Below are 21,965 nucleotides of genomic sequence, written 5' to 3'. Positions count from 1 at the left end.
TCATTCATGAACCCATTTGATTTAAGCGGACAAGTTGCACTGGTAACAGGTACCTCGGGAGGACTTGGACAAGGGATGGCCATTGGTTTGGCAGAAGCAGGTGCTGATGTGGTGCTGGTCTCTTATTCCAAGCCTGCGGCAACGGCAATTGCCATTGAAGCACTCGGACGCAAAGCTTATGTGATTGAAGCGGATTTAAGTCGTGAAGATGAGTTGTCTGCAGTGTTCGAACAGGCGCTTGCGTTCCAGGGCAGAATCGACATTCTCGTCAACAATGCCGGAATCATTCGTCGCACACCTGCGGTTGATCATGCAGGGCAGGACTGGCATGATGTAATTGGTCTGAACCTGAACACTGTATTTTTCCTAAGCCAATTGGCAGGCAGACATATGATTGAACGCGGAAGTGGCAAAATCATTAATATTGCATCCATGTTGTCCTATCAAGGTGGGATCAATGTGCCAGGGTATACAGCCAGTAAACATGGCGTTGCCGGTTTAACCAAAGCACTTGCCAATGAATGGGCAGGAAAGGGAATCCAGATTAACGGTATCGCACCTGGTTATATGGAAACCGATAATACTACCCAGATCCGTGCGGACGAGAATCGTTACCGGGATATTACAGCCCGTATTCCTGCGGGGCGCTGGGGAACACCTGAAGATCTGAAAGGCCCGGTTGTCTTTCTGGCATCTGCCGCTTCGGATTATCTGAATGGTCATGTGCTGAATGTCGATGGCGGTTGGATGGCACGTTAATCGTTTGATAATCGGATTAGCATAAGGAGGCAGTGAGATGAAACTTGGTATTCTGGCGCATACATTTGGCAAACAGCCTACAGCACAGCTTGCGCAGACGATTGCGGATAACGGATTTAATTCCGTACAGCTGGCGCTGGCCAAAGCATTATCAGATGTGGACTCATCGAATGGCAAGCTGAGCCCTGGACTGGCGAATGAGATTGGAGATCAATTTGCACAGCGCGGGGTGAAGATTGCGGTACTGGGCTGTTATATTAATCCGATTGACCCTGATCCGGTAACAAGACGTGCGGACATTGATCGATTCAAGGAGCATCTGCGTTATGCCCGGGATTTTGGTTGCAGCATGGTAGCAACGGAGACTGGGGGCTTGGACACCTATCAGGATACACATCCGGATGGATATGAAGAGAAGGCGTGGAGTGTGCTGAAAGAAACGGTTGAGGAGTTGGCTGAGGAAGCGGAGAAATGGGGCGTGCATGCGGCGATTGAGCCTGTGTCCACACATACTCTTCATACCCATGAACATATGACACGTTTGTTTGAAGAGATTCCTTCATCGAATCTGGGGATGCTGTTCGACCCGTGTAATCTGATCAAGCAACCACATGCTGCAGATCAAGGGGCTTTCTTGCGCGAGGTGATGGAATCACTGTATCAGCGCATGATTGTGATCCATGCCAAAGATGTAGCCTTTGATGCACAGGGAGAGAAGTACAATCCGGTACCTGGGGCAGGTATACTGGATTACCCGTTATTTTTTGAATTGTTAAAAACGTATAAGCCGCATATTGATATTTCACTTGAAGGCGTAACTGCGGAGGAAGCTGTACCTGCAGCCAAACATTTGCGTGAAGTATGGAGTGCAGTTCGGGTCTAACCAAACCCAGGATGAGGTAATGCATACCGAAGCCAAAGTAGCTGAAAAACCTTTGCGAGTGCAAAGGTTTTTTTGGTACAGAAATCGATAAAGCACATATTTAATTTTTCTTATCGGAACAATCGGAAATAAGTCTTTTCAAATACGACATCTTGTGAGAGAATATGGAAAACATATGCCACCATGCGAAGACATCAGGAACTTCAAGAACGTATATATCGAGGGAGGATTCAGATTTATGTCAAACGAACGTGAGCTTTCATTTGAAACATTGGCAATTCATGCAGGCCAGGAGATTGATCCAACCACCAACGCACGAGCTGTACCCTTGTATCAGACAACATCATATGGATTCAAGGACACCGAGCATGCAGCTAACTTGTTTGGTTTGAAAGAGTTTGGCAACATCTATACCCGCCTGATGAATCCAACAACCGACGTGTTTGAGCAGCGGATTGCGGCGTTGGAAGGCGGAGCTGGAGCGCTGGCTACAGCTTCTGGTCAGGCAGCCATTACGTTTTCACTTCTGAATATTGCTGGTGCAGGCGATGAGATCGTGTCTTCGGCAAGTTTGTATGGAGGTACATACAATCTGTTCTCGACGACTTTGCCGAAACTGGGTCTGGATGTGAAATTTGTGGATTCCAGTGATCCTGAGAATTTCAGAGCTGCGATTACGGAGAAAACCAAAGCATTGTATGCCGAAACGATCGGTAATCCAAAGGGGAATGTACTGGATATTGAAGCGGTGGCAGCCATCGCCCATGAACATGGAATTCCTTTGATCGTGGATAATACGTTCCCGAGTCCGTACCTGCTTCGTCCAATCGAACATGGCGCAGATATTGTCGTTCACTCTGCAACGAAATTTATTGGGGGTCATGGTACATCCATTGGTGGCGTTATCGTGGATAGCGGAAAATTTGACTGGAAAGCAAGTGGCAAGTTCCCGGGATTGACGGAGCCGGACTCCAGTTATAACGGTGTTGTATATACGGAAGCGGTTGGACCGATTGCTTATATTATCAAAGCTCGTGTACAACTTCTGCGTGACTTGGGTGCAACGATTTCTCCATTCAACTCATGGTTGTTGCTGCAAGGACTGGAGACATTACATCTGCGCGTAGAGCGTCATAGTAGCAATGCCCTTGCGGTTGCGGAATTCCTTGAGAAACATGAGGATGTGTCTTGGGTAAGTTATGCAGGTCTGCCGAGCCACGGTTCTTATGAGCTTGCAAAGAAATATCTGCCAAGAGGGCAAGGTGCGATTCTGACCTTTGGAATTAAAGGTGGTGCGGACGCAGGTCGCAAATTGATTGAAAGTGTCAAATTGTTCTCTCACCTTGCGAATGTTGGTGACTCCAAGTCTCTAATCATTCACCCGGCAAGCACAACTCATGCGCAGTTGACTGAAGATGAACAGACCGCAGCAGGGGTTAATCCGGAATTGATTCGTCTGTCTGTAGGTACTGAGAACATTCAAGACATTATCTATGATCTGGAGCAAGCCATCAAAGCAAGTCAGGGAGCAAGTGTAGGCGCATAAATGGCATTGGGTGGATGTGTAACAATCACTTAAGCGGATATGCCATAAACAGGTTATATGAATATCAATAGATGGTTAAAGCCGTTGTCCTCCGGGACAGCGGCTTTTTATCTTTTTGAACACGCATGTATGACTATCCATTGAAAAAAGCCCATTTACAAATGTGGATCACAGGCATATACTGATTAAAAGTTGTATTGGGTAAAAATAATTGCATAAGCACAAAAATGATTATCATTCTCATTCGAGATTATTGCAAAATCATTCACAAAACCATGCTGCTGCGGGACTCCCGCAGCAGCATGTGTCATTTTTAGGGCATTAACAATGGCTCTCATTCTCAATACAACTTCATCTCTGGAAGCGGAACTGAGCACATTCACTATCCGCAAACCTACCATCGAATGGAACGTGATTCATATGCAAGCGATACATCAACCTTTACACAGACAGAAACAAGCAGAACAATGCTCATCCCAAACACCAGGTCCCAATCGGGGCAAGAAGCCTGATTTTCGAGCCATGATACAGAATAAAGAGATGCAATCAGCATTGGGCAGCGGGCTGTTGATGCTGATTGCCTGGGGAACTGCACCGTATTTTGCTACCTTATCCATCATGCTCTACATTGTGGCGTATGCCGTTGGCGGTTGGACCAAAGCGAAGGAAGGCATCGAGACACTGGTCAAGGACCGTGATCTGGATGTAAACCTGCTGATGATTGCCGCATCCCTTGGGGCAGCAGCCATCGGTTACTGGAATGAAGGAGCGATGCTGATCTTTATTTTTGCACTCAGTGGTGCGTTGGAAAGTTATGCGACAGAGCGCAGTCATAAGGATATCTCATCGTTGCTGGCGCTCAAGCCAGAGACTGCAATGCGTATTGAGGACGGACAGATGAACCTTGTGGCTATTGATGATTTGCAGCCGGGTGATCTGCTGTTGGTCAAACCGGGAGAACTTATCCCAGCAGATGGTGTCGTGTACCGGGGGAGTTCTTTTATCAATCAGTCGTCCATCACGGGAGAATCCCTGCCTGTGGACAAAGTTGTGGGGGATGAGGTCTACGCAGGTACGGTAAACGGGGAGGGTGCCTTATATGTAGAGGTCACAAAATCGGCTGAAGGGTCACTGTTTGGCAAAATCATTAAAATGGTGGAAGAAGCACAGGCAGAAGTGCCGGATTCCCAGCGTTTCATGGAGCGGTTTGAAGGAATATACGCACGCATTGTTGTAGGGGTGACTTTACTTGTGATTGCAGGAACTCCACTACTGCTTGGCTGGACATGGAATGAGGCATTTTATAAAGCGATGGTGTTTCTGGTTGTTGCTTCGCCTTGTGCATTGGTGTCTTCGATCATGCCTGTCATGCTGTCCGCGATGTCCAGTAGCGCCCGTCGTGGCATTCTCTTCAAGGGTGGTGCCCATATGGAGAATATGGCTCGCACGCGGGTCGTGGCTTTTGACAAAACAGGTACATTGACCATGGGCACCCCACAAGTGACCGATATTATTACGGCTGAACATGTAGATCGTGCTCAGCTCTTAGCTGCGGTAGCGGCGATTGAGAACCTCTCCATGCATCCTTTGGCTCGTGCCATCGTAGATCAGGCGAACAAGGAGAATATTACACTTCAGGAAGCGGAACACGTACAGGCTCTAACAGGCTGGGGCATCGAAGGAACTGTGAACGATGTGGTCTGGAGCATTGGTAAAACAGATGTACTGGGATTAATGCAGTCAGAGGAGATGAAAGATAGCAACGTTGATGATCCAGATGGACATGGTGCTAACCATATGAAGGTATCTTCTAAGTGGGACGATGTATGCTCCCGTCTTGAAGGGGAGGGGAAAACCGTATCCGCTGTTATGGCTGATGGTGAATTAGTCGGGCTGATCGCGATGCGGGACACGGTACGGCCACAGGCAGCAGCTGCAGTGAAAAAGCTTGAAGCGATGGGTGTAAAAGTTGCCATGTTAACAGGAGATCGAGCCAGATCAGCTTCTGTAATTGCGCGTGAAACTGGAGTAAGCATGGTCTATGCAGACTTGCTGCCTGGAGATAAAGTGAAGCAGGTCCAAGCGCTCCGCAAACAGTATGGTCCTGTGTTAATGGTAGGGGATGGTGTCAATGATGCACCGGCACTTGCAGCAGCTACTGTGGGTATGGGGATGGGATTGTCCGGCAGCGGAACTGCACTGGAGGTCGCTGATGCGGTACTCATGAACGATAACATTGAAGAGATCGCTTGGGTGATTGGGCAGGCTCGTCGAGCTCAGCGTACGGTGAAACAGAATATGTGTTTTGCCATCACCGTTATTCTGGCCTTAATTGCTGGGAACTTCCTCCAAGACGTCGCACTGCCTTTGGGTGTGGTAGGTCATGAAGGCAGTACAATTCTGGTTATTCTGAATGGGCTTAGGCTGCTACGGTAATGAGATTTGAAGAGGAAAATGAGTAATTTGTTTCGCTGGTAGTATGCGGCTGGTTTAACAGCTTACGTTTGAACCTTGGGTCAGTGGGCAATGATTCGAAGAGACGATTCGAGGATAAAGGGAGCTGTGAAATATGGGACGTTATGTACAAGTGGAACCAAATGTAAAAGTATATGTTGAAGATATTGGCGAAGGCACCCCGGTTGTCTTTTTGCGTGGCTGGCCTGTTAATTATAAAATGTTTGAATACCAATTGAACGTACTGCCGAACCATGGCATTCGTGCCATCGCGATAGATTTTAGAGGATATGGCTTATCGGATAAGCCTTCAACAGGATAAGATTATGATCGCATGGCAGACGATGTTCGTGCCGTTATTGATGATCTGGAGCTGAAAGACGCGGTACTCGCAGGATTATCTATGGGTGGAGCGATCGCAGTACATTACATGGCTCGCCATAAGGGACATGGTGTCTCCAAGCTGGCCTTGTTATCTGCGGCAGCACCTGTGTTCACACAGCGTGAAGGTTATCCGTATGGATTGACTCCAGAGCAGCTGAACGAGCAGATCATTGAGCCGATCTTTGAAGATCGTCCGAAGTTACTGGAGACGTTTGGCGGCATGTTCTTCGCGAAGAAACACAGCCAGCCATTCATGGATTGGTTCCACGCCCTCGGCATGGAAGCTTCATCTTATGGTACCATTCGCAGTGCAATTGCGTTACGGGATGAGGACTTGCGAGGTGACCTGAGTTCAATCCAGATGCCAACAGCCATTTTGCACGGGAAAAAAGATGAGATCTGTCCGTTTGAGTTCGCCGAGCAGATGCACCAAGGCATCGCTTCGTCTCAACTGATTGCTTTTGAAGAGAGCGGTCATGGTGCATTCTATGATGAATTGGAAAAATTCAATTCGGAACTGATTCGTTTCATCCAATCCTGATCAGGAGTGGGCGCAATATCTCTGACAGACGATCCCAGTAATTTCATGGAATCTTCATTTGTGGCTAAACAAAGAACCCGGTCGACAGTCTTGGACTGTTCGCTCGGGTTCTTTAGTCTTCAATTAAAACAGTTCGGTCAGACCAATCATCGTGATGAGCCCGAGCAAAAAGGACATCGTCGCCACACGTGCATTACCATCACCGTGACTCTCAGGGATAAGTTCCTTATAAACAATGAACATCATCGCACCGGCTGCAAAGGCCAGACCATAAGGCACAAGACCAGCTACGAGACTGCTCAAGGTGTAACCAATCATAGCTGTAATAATCTCTACCGCTCCGGTCAGGGTGGCAATACCCAGCGCTTTGAAGCGGCCAATGTTCTGGTTCACGAGAAAGAGGGCCACCAAGAATCCTTCCGGTGCATTCTGCAATCCGATGGAAAAGGCAATGAGATTGCCCAGGCTCTCATCTGAGCTTGCATAGCTGACACCAACGGATAACCCTTCCGGCAGGTTATGCATGGTGATGGCTGCAATAATCATGAAGGCTTTGGTTTCAATTTTAAAAGGCATTTTCTCGGGATTCTCCAGATCGACGTGTGGAATCTTCATCTCCAGCACCAGTAGAACCAGGCTACCAAGCAAAATACCAAATGCGAGTACAAAAAGATTTGATTGGCCAAGTGCTTCCGGAATGAGGTTATACACTGAAGCCGAGGTCATAATACCTGCAGCGTAGGCCAGCAAGATATCACGCAGACGGTGTGATATTTTGCGCATAAATAAAATCGGTACGGCCCCTAGGCCGGTAGACATGGCTGATATAAAACTGCCAATGAGTGCATCGTTCATGCTTCCATTTTCCCTCCTGATGAAGACTTCTTCATAATCGCTGCCGAGCATTGACACCGTACATAAAAGAGATCATAATGAACAACAGATTAGAATGATTATAAATTAGAATTCCGTTTCTGCATAGGATAATTCTCATTTCGCAGGCAGGACTTGTGGACATGATATGGGCTTTTCGTTCTAGTGTATGCAAAAGCCTAAGCTTTTGATGCTCGAGGGCCTAACCTTTTTGCAGAACCCGGGGGAGGAACTATACATGTATAAATCAATTATTATTGGAACAGGCCCTGCAGGGCTGACAGCAGCAATCTATCTGGCACGTGCCAACTTGAACCCACTCGTTATTGAAGGACCACAACCTGGTGGCCAACTGACAACAACGACTGAAGTGGAGAACTTCCCAGGTTTCCCTGATGGGATTATGGGTCCTGAACTGATGGACAACATGCGTAAACAAGCTGAGCGCTTCGGTGCTGAATTCCGCACAGGCTGGGTGAACAACATTGACATGAGCGAGCGTCCATTCAAGATTCAAGTTGAAGGTATGGGTGAACTCGTATCGGAAACATTGATCCTGTCTACAGGCGCATCTGCTAAATACCTCGGTATCCCTGGCGAAGAAACAAATGTAGGTCGTGGTGTCAGCACATGTGCAACATGTGATGGATTCTTCTTCCGTAACAAAGAAATCATCGTCATCGGCGGTGGCGACTCTGCTCTTGAGGAAGCAAGCTTCTTGTCCCGTTTCGGTTCCAAAGTAACGCTGGTACACCGTCGTGAAGAACTGCGTGGCTCCAAAATCATGCAGGATCGTGCACGCAGCAACGAAAAAGTAGAAATGGCTTTGAACCGTACACCACTTGAAGTACTCGCTGGCGACAACGGCGTAACCGGACTGAAAGTGTTGAACAACGAAACAGGTGAAGAAGAAGTGATTCCGGCAAGCGGCGTATTCGTAGCGATCGGTCACACACCAAACACTGGTTTCCTTGGCGGACAGATCACGACGGACGAACATGGTTATATCCTGACTACACCAGGTACATCCGAGACAAACATTCCAGGCGTATTCGCATGTGGTGACGTACAGGATACACGTTACAAACAAGCGATTACAGCTGCAGGTAGCGGATGTATGGCTGCCATGGACACAGAGAAATACATTGAGAGCTTGGAGCACAGCGCAGTTGTTCTGTAATAGAATGAGCTGATTCCAACCAAACTATAGATTAATATAAAACCATATGAGGTGAATTAAACATGGAAAACGTAATTGTATATACATCAACGAACTGCCCGAACTGCAAATCCGTAAAAACGTTCCTGGCTGACAAAGGTATTTCTTATGAAGAGCGCAACATCGAAACTAGCGATGAATATGCACAACAAGTATGGGACATGGGCGTACGTGCCGTGCCATTGACTGTCATCGGTGAACACCGCATTCTGGGTATGAACAAAACTCAATTTGCCAAAGCATTGGACGCTTAAATCAGGCTGATTATCTGAATCATCATGTGTTGAAAGAAATTTTCGATTCATATGCAATTCCGGTTTTCGCGAGCCGTTAGGATATAGAAAGAACCGTACCCGGAAGGGTACGGTTTTTTGTGCAAACGCAGAATATGATCTAGAAAAAAATACTCATGAAAGTCTGAAATACAACATACACCAGCAATCCTGACAGCATGTACATGAAACCAGCCTTCTTTTTGCTCTGGAACAATCGGAGTATGCCAAGGCTGAACAAGGGCGCAAGCACAATCAGGAACAGGAGTACGGTGACAAACATTTGCGCCGAGATATCTGAAGTATCCACGTAGGTCACGCTTTTTTTCACTCCGTTTCGTTATCGGAATTAACACAGCTTCATCCACACAGCCATGACAAAAATCACATAACCCCATTATACATCTGGATTTCTTTAACAAAAAGGGAGGAAATGGGGCGAAATGATGTCAATTTTCATCTGTTATTAGACAGACACCCTAATTTTTCCTAAAAACTGGGATATCGCAGAGTAAGCGGCACCAACGCGGGTGGAACGGCTGCCCAGAGCTGCCCATTCAATCTGCAAACTGCGGCGGTGATAAGGTAATGTACGTTCCTCGACAACTTGTTTTAACGCTGTTTCAATCCAGGGACCTGCTTCAGAGAGCGGACCGCCAATGATAATACGTTCCGGGTTGAAACTGTTAACGATATTGGTAATGCCAATCCCCAGTTTGCGCCCAATCGTGTTGTATAATTCCTGAACAGCCTCGTGGCCTTGCTCGGCATAATGAATAAGCTCGCGTGTAGTATGAGCAGGTAATTTTAGCTGATGATCCGGGTGCTCGTAAGCTTTTTCCGATGCGTATAACTCCCAGCAACCACGATTACCACAGGAGCAGGGCAGACCTTCCGCTTCAATGGACATATGGCCTGTTTCCCCTGCGTAGCCCCATGCGCCTTTGTATAATTCACCATCTACCATGATGCCTGAACCAATCCCCATGCCTGCACTGATGTAGATCATGTGACGGACATCGATACCTGCCCCAAAATTCAGCTCTCCATGAGCACCCGCATTGGCTTCATTATCGATCGTTACAGGCAGTTCAAATTCTTCTTCAAGCATTGAGCGCAGAGTTACCTTCTCCCACCCCAGGTTGGGTGCAAACAGGACCGTTCCTGCCTCATCCACCATGCCGGGCACGCCGATACCAATACCAATGACGCCGTGAGGGGAAGGAGGAGCTGCTTCAATGAGCTGCTTTGCTGCCAATTTCAATTGCTCCAGTACAGAGGACACATCATGATGTTCCAAGGTCACTGCGTACTCTGTCATGATGTGTCCTTCCAGATCTGTAAGCACGCCTTTCAAATGAGTCACACTGAGTTCCAGACCGACTGCATAGCCTGATGTCCCTCGAAACAGCAGCATGAGTGGTTTACGTCCGCCGCTGGATTCACCAGGGCCAATCTCTTGCACCAGGTCATCACTGATCAGATCAGCAACCAGATTGGATACCGTTGCTTTGTTCAGCCCCGTAACCTCGGACACTCGCGCACGAGAAAGAGGGGCATGGCGCCGGATCGTATCCAGAACGATCGACTTGTTTATTTTTTTGACCAGCATCTGGTCTCCGGTAATTTTCATATGGTTAAGGCACTCCTATTCTTCTGATAAAAGGGTTCTGACCCACATCCGAAACAAGTTATTCGACTATTATAGCGTAAACAAACATGTAAAAAACAATTTTATTTTACTTTGTTTAACCAATAGACAAAGTAAATTCGATGTGATAGGATAACGGTGTAAACGATTTCTTAAAACTATTGAGGAGGCATTTTACACATGGCCTATTTTGAATCCGTTAATAAAATTGCATTTGAAGGTAAAGATTCCAAGAATCCTTTTGCTTTTAAACATTATAATCCGGAAGAAGTGGTAGCCGGCAAATCGATGGAAGAACATTTCCGTTTTGGCATGGCTTACTGGCATACATTAACTGCAGGCGGCAGTGACCCGTTCGGTGCGGAGACAGCTGTTCGTTCGTGGGATAAATACTCGGGTCTGGACCTCGCGAAAGTACGCGTGGAAGCGGCATTTGAATTTTTGGAAAAAATGAATCTCCCGTTCTTCTGTTTCCACGATGTGGACATTGCACCAGAAGGTAACAACCTGCGTGAGTTCTACAGCAACATTGATACAATCGTTGATCTGATTGAAGATCATATGAAATCCAGCGGCAAAAAACTGCTCTGGAACACGGCAAACATGTTCTCGAACCCACGCTTCATGTTTGGTGCAGCATCCACTTGCAACGCAGACGTGTATGCTCACGCTGCAGCACAGATCAAAAAAGGTCTGGAAGTGGGTAAACGCCTGGGCGCTGAAAACTATGTATTCTGGGGCGGTCGTGAAGGTTACGACACATTGCTGAACACAGACATGCAACTGGAGCAAGACAACATTGCTCGCATGTTCCACATGGCTGTAGACTACGCGAAGGAAATTGGCTTTGACGCACAATTCCTGATCGAGCCTAAACCAAAAGAGCCAACAAAACACCAATATGATTATGATGCAGCAACTTCCATTGCTTTCTTGCAAAAATACGGTTTGGACAAACACTTCAAACTTAACCTGGAAGCGAACCATGCTACACTGGCTGGTCATACATTCGATCACGAAATCCGCGTTGCTCGTACAAACGGCATGCTCGGTTCCCTCGATGCGAACCAAGGCGACATGTTGATCGGTTGGGATACGGATGAGTTCCCGGTTGATATGTACGATGCTACGTTGACAATGTATGAAGTATTGAAAAACGGCGGTATCGGCCGTGGTGGTGTGAACTTTGACGCGAAAGTACGTCGTGGTTCCTTCGAAGCAGACGATCTGTTCCTGGCACACATCGCAGGTATGGACACGTATGCAAAAGGTCTGAAAGTAGCAGCGAAGTTGATTGAAGATCGTGTATTCGATGACTTCATCGAAAAACGTTACAGCAGCTTCAGCGAAGGTATTGGCGCAGATGTGGTTGCAGGTAAAGCGACACTGGCTTCCCTTGCTGAGTATGCACTCAACAACGAAAGCCCACGCAAAAATCAATCCGGACGTCAGGAATTGCTGAGAGCACAACTTAACCAGTACATCCTGGCTGACTAATAGCGCATAAGGCAGGGTTGGTGCACGTCGGCCACCGATGGTTATTCAACTCATATGTGTTGGACATTAGTATCCAAGCTTGCCTATGCACAAGATTAGCTTGTACCATGGAACGCCTGAACAAGCATGACATTCGGACCGTCCCCGACTTTCCCTTGGGAAGACGGGGGCGGTTTTTAAATTTTTGATATAAATGTTTCTTTAAGATGGTGCATGCAGAACGAAGTGAGCAGAAAGGACCCGAGGAAGCAAAGCGTTTGCTAAGAACTTTTCTGAAAGAAAGCTGGCTTCGGAAGCATAGGCTTATCCCTGGATTTCTCCCTTTTCAAAGGGATTAAAGTAAATCTAGGGGTAACGGCGATCTGAGGGTTTTCTGATCACGAAGTGACCATATGAGCATCAAGGTTTCATTTATATACCAATGACGGATAGACGTCGTTGGCACGATTTTTGGCTACAGAAACGAGTATGTTTTACTCGTTTCATATCCATGTGTGTCCAGGATCATGCATGCAAAACGGAGTGAGCAGAAAGGACCCGAGGAAGCGAAGCGTTCGCATTTATCCCCGGATTTCTCCCTTTTCAAAGGGATTAAAGGAAATCTGGGGGTAACGGCGATCCAAGGGTTTTCTGATCACGGAGTGACTTTCATGCGTACTTGGATCTTTCGTGGATATAACCTGTGATAAACGAGAGGAGTTAACCTATGAGTTACGTAATCGGTGTCGATCTTGGAACCAGCGCGGTCAAAACCGTGTTGGTCAATCGTGAAGGTAAAGTGGCATTTGAAGCATCTGAGGCATATCCGTTGTATCAGCCCAAGGCTGGATACAGCGAACAAAACCCTGAAGATTGGGTAGAGCAGACCATTGTTTCCTTGCGTAAGTTGCTGGAAGTGTCTGGCGTGCAGCCTTCGGAAATCGAGGGAATGAGCTTCTCCGGTCAGATGCACGGACTGGTGTTGGTGGATGCAGAAGGTAAACCGCTGCGAAATGCAATCTTGTGGAACGATACACGTACTACGGCGCAGTGCCGCCGGATCGAAAAAGTACTGGACGGCAAGCTGTTAAGCATTGCCCGGAACCGTGCACTGGAAGGCTTCACATTGCCGAAAATTCTGTGGGTTCAGGAGAACGAGCCTGAATTGTTACAGCAAGCATCCTTGTTCCTGCTGCCAAAAGACTATGTGCGTTATCGCCTGACGGGTGATTATGCTATGGATTATTCCGATGCAGCGGGAACTTTGCTGCTGGACGTTGCAGGCAAGCAGTGGAGCAACGAGATTGCAGATGCATTCGACCTGCCAATCTCCCTATGTCCACGTCTTGTGGAATCGTTTGAGGAAGTGGGCACGTTGCTGCCTGAGATTGCGGATCAAACGGGTCTGGCGGCTGCGACGAAAGTATACGCAGGTGGTGCGGATAATGCTTGCGGTGCGATTGGCGCAGGTATTCTGAGTGAAGGACAGACGATGTGCAGCATCGGAACGTCCGGGGTTGTGCTTTCCTACGAAGAGCGTAAAGATCTCGATTTCGAAGGCAAAGTGCACTTTTTTAATCACGGGGAGAAAGATGCCTTCTATATTATGGGTGTAACACTTGCCGCAGGATATAGCCTGTCCTGGTTCAAGGATACGTTTGCAGCGGACAAATCGTTTGATGTGCTCTTGCAGGGCATTGATCAGGTTCCGGCGGGCAGCAACGGATTGTTGTTTACACCATATATCGTTGGGGAGCGTACACCTCATCCGGATGCGAATATCCGTGGCAGCTTCATCGGTATGGATGCAGGACACAAGCTGGAGCACTTTGGACGTGCGGTGATGGAGGGTATTACCTTCTCGCTGCGCGAGTCCATTGATATTCTGCGAGGTGCAGGCAAAACCGTCAATGAAGTCATCTCCATTGGTGGCGGTGCCAAGAACGAAGCCTGGTTGCAAATGCAGGCTGATGTCTTTAACGCTACGATTGTGAAGCTGGAGAGCGAACAGGGTCCTGCGATGGGTGCAGCGATGCTGGCTGCCTATGGTTGCGGCTGGTTCCCGACTATGCAAGAATGTGCAACAGCGTTTATTCGTCCAGCGAAGTCCTATGAGCCGAACCAGGAAACGGTTGCCGTCTATGATGGACTGTTTGCACTGTACCAGGAAGTCTATGGACAGACACGTAGTCTCAATGATCGTTTGGCTGAATACCGTTAATTCATTTATTTCACTACATTAATCTTGTGATTACATTTGAAAGCATCCGCGAAGGCGGGTGCTTTTTTGTCGTTCATCAAGATTAACCCCATGAAAGGTTTACTTGGCCTGCATATCCGCATTCCGGCTCTGCATAGATTGGAAATAGAGGATTGTGATTCGTCCAGGCATTGTGTATCCGACATTTTAATAGGTAGAAGCTTGAGTATGGGGGTGAAGCTTTGGATGGATATGAGGAACATGAAAGACCACATATTACCTTGTCGATGATCGTTCGTAATGAAGAGAATCGTTATCTCAGGCAGGCACTGGAGAGACATCGTCCCTGGATTGATCGCGCAGTAATCATTGATGACGGAAGCACGGATGGAACGGTCGCACTGTGCAGGGAACTTCTGGACGGTATTTCACTCGTATTAGTGGAGAACGCTGCTTCACGTTTTGCAGACGAGGTAAGCCTGAGAAAACAACAATGGGAAGAGACGGTGGCGACCAATCCGGAGTGGATTTTGAATCTGGATGCGGATGAGATTCTAACCAGTGACTTTGGATTGGTACGGGATCTGCTGCTCAGTGGCAATGAAGATGCGATCTATTTCAGATTGTTTGATATGTGGAGTGAGACGCATTACCGGGAAGATGAGTTCTGGCAGGCGCATGCCTATTATCGGCCATTTCTGATTCGTTATCACCCGGGGATGAGCTATGAATGGAAGGAGACACCCCAGCATTGTGGTCGTTTTCCGTTAACGATCCAGCATTGGTCCTATGGATGTCATGCTCCCCGGGTGAAGCACTATGGTTGGGCGCGGGAAGAAGACCGTATCCGCAAATATGAACGCTATCAAGCACTGGACCCTGAAGCAAGATACGGTTGGAAGGAACAGTACGAATCGATATTGGATCAAGAGCCACGACTTTTGGCATGGTTCGAATAAGGAGAGGGGGAGTGAGCACGTTGAAGAAAGACACTTTACGCAAATCGCAAGAAGAATCCCAACCTCAAATAGAGCCGAATTCACATAAGAAAGATAATCAGAAAGAGAATCAGAAAGAGGAGCAACCTGAGAGCCAGAAAGAGAGCCAGAGTAATCATCGACCGCCCAGACGTTCTGATCAATCGCTGGAAACCCGCCAATCGGAAAAGCTTGAAGAGCTTAGCTTGGAAAAAATACTGATCGCCAGCCCGGTTCGACAGACCACTCCGGTGCTCCGTGAATTTCTGGATTCTCTGCATGCACTGGAACGAACCACAGTGAAGACGGAGTATCTGTTTGTTGACGATAACGTGGAAGAAGCCGCATCGAATATATTGCGTGAATTTGTGCTCCAGCATGAAGGGACGGTTATTCAAGCAGATGAACAGGGCAGTGGTAGTTCTGACAACAAAGGGGTGTACAGCAAAGATGAGGGAGGACACTATTGGCAGGATGAGCAGATTTGGCGTGTAGCCGGCTTGAAAAATCGCATATTGCAATATGCACGCGACAACCACTACGATGCGGTTTTCCTGATTGATTCTGACTTGGTGCTGCATCCGCGGACGCTGGAGCAACTTGTATCGAGTGGCAAAGACATTGTATCCAATATCTTTTGGACCCGCTGGCAGCCGGATGCCAGGGAAATGCCACAGGTATGGCTGCAAGATGAGTATGCCTTGTATCGCCGCGGTGGCAAAACATTAGACGGAACCGAGGTGGAGGACGAGGGCACGCAAACGACTGCATTTCTGAATCAACTGCGGATCCCGGGTTGTTATGAAGTTGGAGGGCTAGGGGCTTGTACCCTTATTCGCAAAAATGTTCTGGCAGCAGGAGCTTCATATGACCAGATTCCCAATGTATCCTTCTGGGGCGAAGATCGTCATTTCTGTATTCGTGCTCAGGCACTGGGTTTTCGTTTGTTCGTGGATACTCATTTCCCTGCGTACCACATCTATCGATTGTCCGAACTGCCGGGGGTTTCCGCCTTTAACCGCAGGGCGAGACGAGGTGAGGAGACGATCAGTATTACCCTGTGTATGATTGTGAAAAATGAAGAAGCTTCCCTCGCCAGATGTCTGGACTCGGTCAACGGTATTGCCGATGAGATTGTAATCGTGGATACCGGTTCGACGGATCGTACCCGTCAGATTGCTTCCAGATATACGGATCGTATCGTTGATTTTGAATGGGTGGATGACTTTGCAGCAGCACGCAACTATGCCTTCGATCAGGCAAAGAGTGAATATATTCTTTGGCTGGATGCCGACGATGTGTTCGAACCGGAAGATCGGGCGAAACTGATCGCCTTGAAACGTTCGCTGGACCCGGATGTTGATAGTGTCACGATGGATTACAATCTGTCATTCACAGCAGATGGTAAGGTAGCCTACAGTCTGCGCCGGAATCGTCTGGTGCGTCGGGATCGGCAATTTCGCTGGATTGGCGCAGTGCATGAATATCTGGCTGTAGCGGGCAATCTGCTGCATAGTGATATAGCGGTTACCCACAAGAAAGATAAGGAGTATACCGATCGGAATCTGCGAATCTATCGCAAAAGGGAACAGGCCGGAGAGAAATTCGGGCCGCGTGACTTGTATTATTTCGGTAATGAACTGAAGGACCATGGGCAGCATGAGGATGCGGTGAAGTACTATGAGAAGTTTCTGGATACCGGGCTGGGCTGGGTGGAAGATCAGATTGCTGCTTGTCAGAAAATTGCGGATTGTGAAGCTGCACTTGAACGTCCGGAACAGGAAGTCACGGCGTTGTTCCGATCATTTGCCTATGATTTGCCAAGAGCCGAGATTTGCTGTCGATTGGGTGGTTATTTTGCCGACCGTGAAGATTATCGCAAGGCCCTGTTCTGGTACGAACAGGCAACTTGTGCTGTACGTCCTGATGATCCTATGGTAGTGCTGAATGAAGCAGCCTGGACCTGGATGCCGCATCTGCAACTATGTGTGTGTTATGACCGGATGGGGAACCGTGCCAAGGCCCGGGAACATAATGATATCGCACTTGCCTATCATCCAACACATCCGAGCATGTTATATAACGATCGATACTTTAAAGATTTGGAGAAGGATAACGTATTGGAAAACGCTTAGTATTTTCAGTCGAAATGCGGCCTCTTTCGTGGAATTGAATGGGTGAATCAGCCCATGTTCCATGGAGAGGTTTTTTGCATTGTGATAAAAGTACATCATAGAGTTGGTGACAGACGCATTCACATTGAAAAATGGATTAATGTATTTCATCTAGGAGAGGATATGCTTTACAATAATGAATAACGGAAAAGCGGTGACCATGATTGCCTGTCTTCGGCTACCGAATTGATGAAGCAAGGGGAACTGGATATGAATCTGACAGAAGTTCTATTGGAGTCGAGGCTGGTCGCGATTGTGCGCGGTATAAGCCGTGAAGCGGCAGTAACAGCTGGACAAGGTATGACAGGTGGTGGAATCCGACTGATGGAAGTCACACTGAACACGCCTGGAGCACATGATATTATTGCAGACTGGCGTGAGCGGCATGAAGGAAAGGCTTTTGTTGGAGCGGGTACGGTACTAAATGTGCAGATGGCGAAGGAAGCAGTTGCTGCAGGAGCACAATTTCTGGTGTCTCCCAATGTCGATCTGTCTGTCATTGAATATGCTGTAGAACATGGTGTCGACATCTGGCCTGGAGCCATGACACCCACGGAAATTGTCGCTGCCCATGAAGCGGGAGCACGAGTTGTGAAGCTGTTTCCGATGGCGAGTCTGGGCATACCGTATCTGCGGGAGATCAAAGCTCCACTGAATCATATTCCACTGCTGGCAACAGGTGGTGCCACACTGGAGAATATTGCTGACTACTATGCAGCAGGCGCTGCTGCAGTGGGTCTGGGAAGTGCACTTTTACCACGAGAAGCTCTTGTAGCAGGAGATCATGAGCAGATTGCAGCATGTGCACGGAGATTTGTGGAAGCAGCTGAAGTCTAGGATTCCAGCGTCAGATGAGGGCTATGTATATTTGGGTATATATGTGAAGGTGCCTTTAGATTAGTTGTTGGATTAATCTTTATCATAAAAACCCATGTCGCTTAACGTGCCGTTCATTCTATTGTTTTATGATGGATGTATGCCAGAATTCGGAGAGGAGAGATGCCCTGTGAAAGCTAAAACAATGATAGGCGGCATGCTCGCCGTGGCCGCAGTAACGGCAGGTGGATTATGGAAGGCAGCGGTAAAGAGCCAGACACCCAAGAAGATTCCAATCACATTGACACCCCCAATGCCATTTGAGGATGTGACCTTTGACAGTGGGGGAGGTCGGGTGCATGGCTGGTTCATCCCGGCCAGAGCGGACATTCCGAAGCCATGGCCGCTCGTTATTATTGCACATGGCTGGGGCTCTAATCGCTCCCGTGTTCTTCGTTACGCACGTCCGATCTGGGAAGCAGGATATGCTTTATTTATGTATGATGTGCGTAGTCATGGGGCCAGTGATCTGGTTCGTGCTGCATCTGCCTACCTGTTCCGGGATGATCTGCTCGCGGCGTTGCAGTATACGACTGCACGACCGGAGATCGATCCGGATGCCATCGGTGTGCTTGGACATTCTTTGGGCGGACTGGGCACGATTCTTGCGGTGACGGAAGGCATTCCTGTATCAGCGGTGATTACCGACTCCATGCCATCGCAATTTGAGGTTATTGTCAGTTCGGAGCTGAGACGTCGGCGTCTGCCCTTGTTTCCACTGGCCCAGTTAATTCCGAGAATCTGGTTCTGGCGGCTTGGTGAATCTCTGAAATCCTATCGTCAGCGTGAACCGGTGATGATGCTCAATGAACGGCGCAGGGGAATGCAACTACCGATGCTTATGGTGCACTCCAAGGGCGACAACTTCATTCCCCCGAGTGAGCTTGAATATTTTATGTCCAAAGCCGATCCACCTGTAGAACATCTATGGGTCAACAGCGGAGGACACAGTTGTTCCGAGGAAGACCCCGCCTTCTGGGATACCGTTATTCCATTCTTGCAAACCCATGTCCAAGGTCGGTCAAAGTCGAACGATTCCACTATTGCGAGCAGTTAAACCAGGTAGAATCAGGCCTACATAAGAGTGCAGGCTAACAAAGAGAACGCCAACGTGGTTGGCGTTTTTTTGCTGTTATGAGCAATATGCAGAAATTCACATTTGTAAAATTGCCCCGAAAACGACCATTAAAAAGGAAGCTTATGGTATCATAGGATAGACTGGCAATATTCATGCGAGGTTATTTGCTATGCATCTTTGTATGAAATTGAAGGGAGAGGTCCAGATTTGAGTTTGAATTGGAAGTTTAATGTACGTTTCAAAATGTTCACTGCGAAAGCTGCAACGGCAGCGATGGCAACACTGTTACTTGCTTCGCAAACACCAGGTTTTGCAGGCAGTGCATCAGCCGCGCAAGCAGAACAGTTGACTGAAGCGACAACGGGGGAAAATGAACAACTAGACGCAACGAGCAATGACGTGCCCGAGGGAGCGAAAATCTCATCCAGGCAAGCCAGTGAAAATATACTGAAGCTATTTCCTTTGTTAAAGAAAGCAACGATCTCATCTGCACGATTCGATTCACCTAATTCTTATCCACCGCCAGACTACAAGGCATGGGAGATTGGGTTCCAGATTACGCAAGGCAATCATACGTCAGGATTCAATGCAACCGTACATGCAGGCACAGGGGAAGTGTTAAGTGTACATTTGCCGTCGGATGTCATGGATAAATATGTCACGGCATCGGATGTTAAGCTAACCAAAGCTGAAGCCGAAGAGAAGGCCGTGAACCTGTTGTACCAAGCGATTCCAGGTCTGAAAGATACAGAGTATGCTCCGCTTGGAGATCTGTATTCTTCTATTGAACAACAGTCATTATTCGGCAGAACAGAGTATCGATACGGTTACCAGTTGAAGCATGACGGGTTATTATCTGACGCAGAGACAGTCTACATAAATGTGGATGAAAGTGGTTTGGTGACAGGTTACTCACGAGGTACTACCTCAGCTAAGTATCCTTCATCGAAACCGGCAGCTTCGGAAGAGAAGGCGAGACAGCAGTTTGAAGAACAGTTCGATGTGGAGCTGGCCTATATCTCCAAAGATCGTCTGTCTTCCAAACAAGGTCAGCAGTATTATCTTGGCTACACACCAAAGCCTATCAGTATCGTTCCGATTGAAGCCAATACGTTGGAACGGATTAATACATTAACCGGTAAAGCTGTAGATGAAGATTCTTTGCAGCAGGATACGAAGCTGAAAGGCGATGTAACTCCGTTTGTCCCGGCCAATGGTACGAGGTTAAATGTACAGCAGGCCGCCAATCGGGTGGCTACGAACTTTGATATTCCCAAGGGTTACAAGCTGGAGCACAGCCAGTTAAGCAAGGGATTATATGCAAGCCCGAACAATCAGGTATGGAGTCTGAGCTGGAGCGATCGAAGTGCCAATATGTCCTATATGTTCATGCGGGATATCTCAGCACAGGTAGATGCAGTTACTGGACAGATCTACAGTTATACGATGATGCAACGAATGGGACCACAGATGGAGCAGGAGAAGACAACTGAAGAGAAGGCAGGCAAAGGGGTAACCCGAAAGCAGGCTGAGAAACTGGCGATGGACACGGTCATTGCGTTAGTTCCAGATGCAACGGAACAGTTCCACCTATCTAACGTTATTGAGGTAGATGATGCGCGTACCTTTATGTTCCAGCGTTATCTGAACGGAATTCCGGTTAAGGATGATACGGCACAAGTACAGGTGCTGAACAACGGAACGATTAACGAATTCTATACGCGTATTGCCGCAACGCCTGAACAACTGCCAGCAGAGAAAGAGCCAGCCATTAGTTACGAAGAGGCAAGGGCAATCTATCTGAAAGAGTTCAAGCTGGTTCTGGCGTACTCTCGTTACGGTGGATGGGGTATGAACAGCGGTGAAGTCATCCCGGTGGGAGTTAACCTAGCTTATATGCCTACACGAGATGAAAATTCGATCTATGGCAACTATGAAGTGCTGGATGCTAACACAGGAAAATGGATGTTGTTATACGGGGATACAAGCTCTGCAACCAAGGCGGATCCTACGGATATTTCCGGTCATGTCGCCGAAGCAGCTCTACGCAATATGACACAGCATGGCGTATTGCTTGCGGATGAGCAGGGACGCGTATTCCCGGATCGTGTGATCACCCGAGGAGATTGGTTTAACTATCTGGCAAGAGCGATTAATCCAAATATGGATCTGTACTACAGTGGGGACGGAGATGACAAGCTATACGCTGATGTGACACCTGACAACCCGTATTATAAGGCAGTTCGGGCATTAATCGATCAGCGCTGGCTTGCCGGAGCGGACCCTGAACAGAATTTGAATCCGCAGGAAGAGATGACACGTGAAGAATTGGCAGTGCTGCTTGTACGTATTTTACGCTATGAGAAGCTGGCCGGATTCTATACGTTGCCATCAGATCTTCCCAACATTGCGGATGCCAGTGCCATTAAAAGTAAGGGAGCGGTTTCCCTGAGTCTGAAGCTGGGATTGCTTCCTTCGATTGAAGGACGATTCATGCCTGCACGAAAAGTGACGGTAGCTGAAGCGTCACAGGTATTGGAACGGCTGGCGAAGCTTCAAGGTAAAACAGATACGTTTATGAGTGGTAATCGCCTGTATTAGA

16 protein-coding genes and 2 pseudogenes are annotated in these 21,965 nt (G+C 47.9%); 15 read left to right on the top strand and 3 right to left on the bottom strand.

Annotated features, from left to right (window positions below):
- Positions 1-6 precede the first annotated feature (6 nt).
- The 5 genes and pseudogenes from kduD (at position 7) to AC4E8D_RS26635 (ending at position 6,567) form a co-directional block, all read left to right on the top strand.
- Positions 7-759 carry a 2-dehydro-3-deoxy-D-gluconate 5-dehydrogenase KduD gene (kduD, locus tag AC4E8D_RS26655; RefSeq protein ID WP_221820762.1) on the top strand — a complete coding sequence of 251 codons (753 nt, stop codon included), beginning with the start codon at positions 7-9 and terminating at the stop codon, positions 757-759.
- Between the two features lie 37 nt (positions 760-796).
- Positions 797-1,642, top strand: coding sequence for a sugar phosphate isomerase/epimerase family protein (locus tag AC4E8D_RS26650; protein WP_221820764.1), 846 nt, complete (start codon positions 797-799; stop codon positions 1,640-1,642).
- Between the two features lie 238 nt (positions 1,643-1,880).
- Entirely contained in the window at positions 1,881-3,188 is a 1,308-nt protein-coding gene (locus AC4E8D_RS26645; protein WP_339179470.1) for a homocysteine synthase, read from the top strand.
- 420 nt (positions 3,189-3,608) lie between these two features.
- A complete protein-coding gene (locus AC4E8D_RS26640; protein ID WP_339308775.1) occupies positions 3,609-5,624 on the top strand; it encodes a heavy metal translocating P-type ATPase in 2,016 nt (671 codons plus the stop codon).
- 133 nt (positions 5,625-5,757) lie between these two features.
- Positions 5,758-6,567 (top strand): annotated as a pseudogene (locus tag AC4E8D_RS26635) (alpha/beta fold hydrolase).
- A 123-nt stretch (positions 6,568-6,690) separates the two neighbouring features.
- On the opposite strand, the gene AC4E8D_RS26630 reads toward AC4E8D_RS26635, so the two are convergent.
- Entirely contained in the window at positions 6,691-7,422 is a 732-nt protein-coding gene (locus AC4E8D_RS26630) for a ZIP family metal transporter (RefSeq protein WP_221820769.1), read from the bottom strand.
- 256 nt (positions 7,423-7,678) lie between these two features.
- Between AC4E8D_RS26630 and trxB the strand changes: the two genes are divergently transcribed.
- A complete protein-coding gene (trxB, locus tag AC4E8D_RS26625; protein ID WP_036668032.1) occupies positions 7,679-8,620 on the top strand; it encodes a thioredoxin-disulfide reductase in 942 nt (313 codons plus the stop codon).
- 62 nt (positions 8,621-8,682) lie between these two features.
- Positions 8,683-8,913, top strand: coding sequence for a glutaredoxin family protein (locus tag AC4E8D_RS26620; RefSeq protein ID WP_076212704.1), 231 nt, complete (start codon positions 8,683-8,685; stop codon positions 8,911-8,913).
- Positions 8,914-9,052: 139 nt separating this feature from the next.
- On the opposite strand, the gene AC4E8D_RS26615 is transcribed toward AC4E8D_RS26620, so the two are convergent.
- Entirely contained in the window at positions 9,053-9,250 is a 198-nt protein-coding gene (locus tag AC4E8D_RS26615) for a hypothetical protein (RefSeq protein WP_017692236.1), read from the bottom strand.
- A gap of 147 nt (positions 9,251-9,397) precedes the next feature.
- Complete coding sequence (locus AC4E8D_RS26610) at positions 9,398-10,564, bottom strand: ROK family transcriptional regulator (RefSeq protein WP_339305660.1); 1,167 nt, start codon at positions 10,562-10,564, stop codon at positions 9,398-9,400.
- Between the two features lie 198 nt (positions 10,565-10,762).
- On the opposite strand from AC4E8D_RS26610, the gene xylA reads away from it, so the two are divergent.
- The 8 genes and pseudogenes from xylA to AC4E8D_RS26570 all read left to right on the top strand — a co-directional run bounded on the left by xylA (position 10,763) and on the right by AC4E8D_RS26570 (position 21,964).
- Complete coding sequence (xylA, locus tag AC4E8D_RS26605) at positions 10,763-12,079, top strand: xylose isomerase (RefSeq protein ID WP_036606941.1); 1,317 nt, start codon at positions 10,763-10,765, stop codon at positions 12,077-12,079.
- Between the two features lie 706 nt (positions 12,080-12,785).
- On the top strand, positions 12,786-14,279 hold the full coding sequence (xylB, locus tag AC4E8D_RS26600) for a xylulokinase (protein ID WP_221820773.1): 1,494 nt from the start codon (positions 12,786-12,788) through the stop codon (positions 14,277-14,279).
- A 221-nt stretch (positions 14,280-14,500) separates the two neighbouring features.
- Positions 14,501-15,217, top strand: coding sequence for a glycosyltransferase (locus AC4E8D_RS26595; RefSeq protein ID WP_490205390.1), 717 nt, complete (start codon positions 14,501-14,503; stop codon positions 15,215-15,217).
- Positions 15,205-15,858 (top strand): annotated as a pseudogene (locus AC4E8D_RS26590) (glycosyltransferase family 2 protein); the annotation flags it as partial. The gene AC4E8D_RS26595 and the pseudogene AC4E8D_RS26590, both read left to right, overlap by 13 nt.
- Before the next feature lie 441 nt (positions 15,859-16,299).
- Positions 16,300-17,370 (top strand): glycosyltransferase, encoded by a 1,071-nt coding sequence (locus AC4E8D_RS26585; RefSeq protein ID WP_221820849.1) that lies wholly within the window; start codon positions 16,300-16,302, stop codon positions 17,368-17,370.
- A gap of 249 nt (positions 17,371-17,619) precedes the next feature.
- Positions 17,620-18,246: a bifunctional 4-hydroxy-2-oxoglutarate aldolase/2-dehydro-3-deoxy-phosphogluconate aldolase gene (locus AC4E8D_RS26580; protein ID WP_237178233.1), complete on the top strand. Its 627-nt coding sequence runs from the start codon at positions 17,620-17,622 to the stop codon at positions 18,244-18,246.
- 169 nt (positions 18,247-18,415) lie between these two features.
- Positions 18,416-19,342, top strand: coding sequence for an alpha/beta hydrolase (locus AC4E8D_RS26575; RefSeq protein WP_490205389.1), 927 nt, complete (start codon positions 18,416-18,418; stop codon positions 19,340-19,342).
- A gap of 228 nt (positions 19,343-19,570) precedes the next feature.
- Complete coding sequence (locus AC4E8D_RS26570) at positions 19,571-21,964, top strand: S-layer homology domain-containing protein (protein ID WP_490205388.1); 2,394 nt, start codon at positions 19,571-19,573, stop codon at positions 21,962-21,964.
- The last annotated feature ends 1 nt before the right edge of the window (position 21,965 follow it).

The organism is Paenibacillus sp. SRL342 (assembly GCF_984798905.1).
Note: the sequence above shows the minus strand (reverse complement) of the source record. Positions and strands in the feature narration are given on the sequence as shown.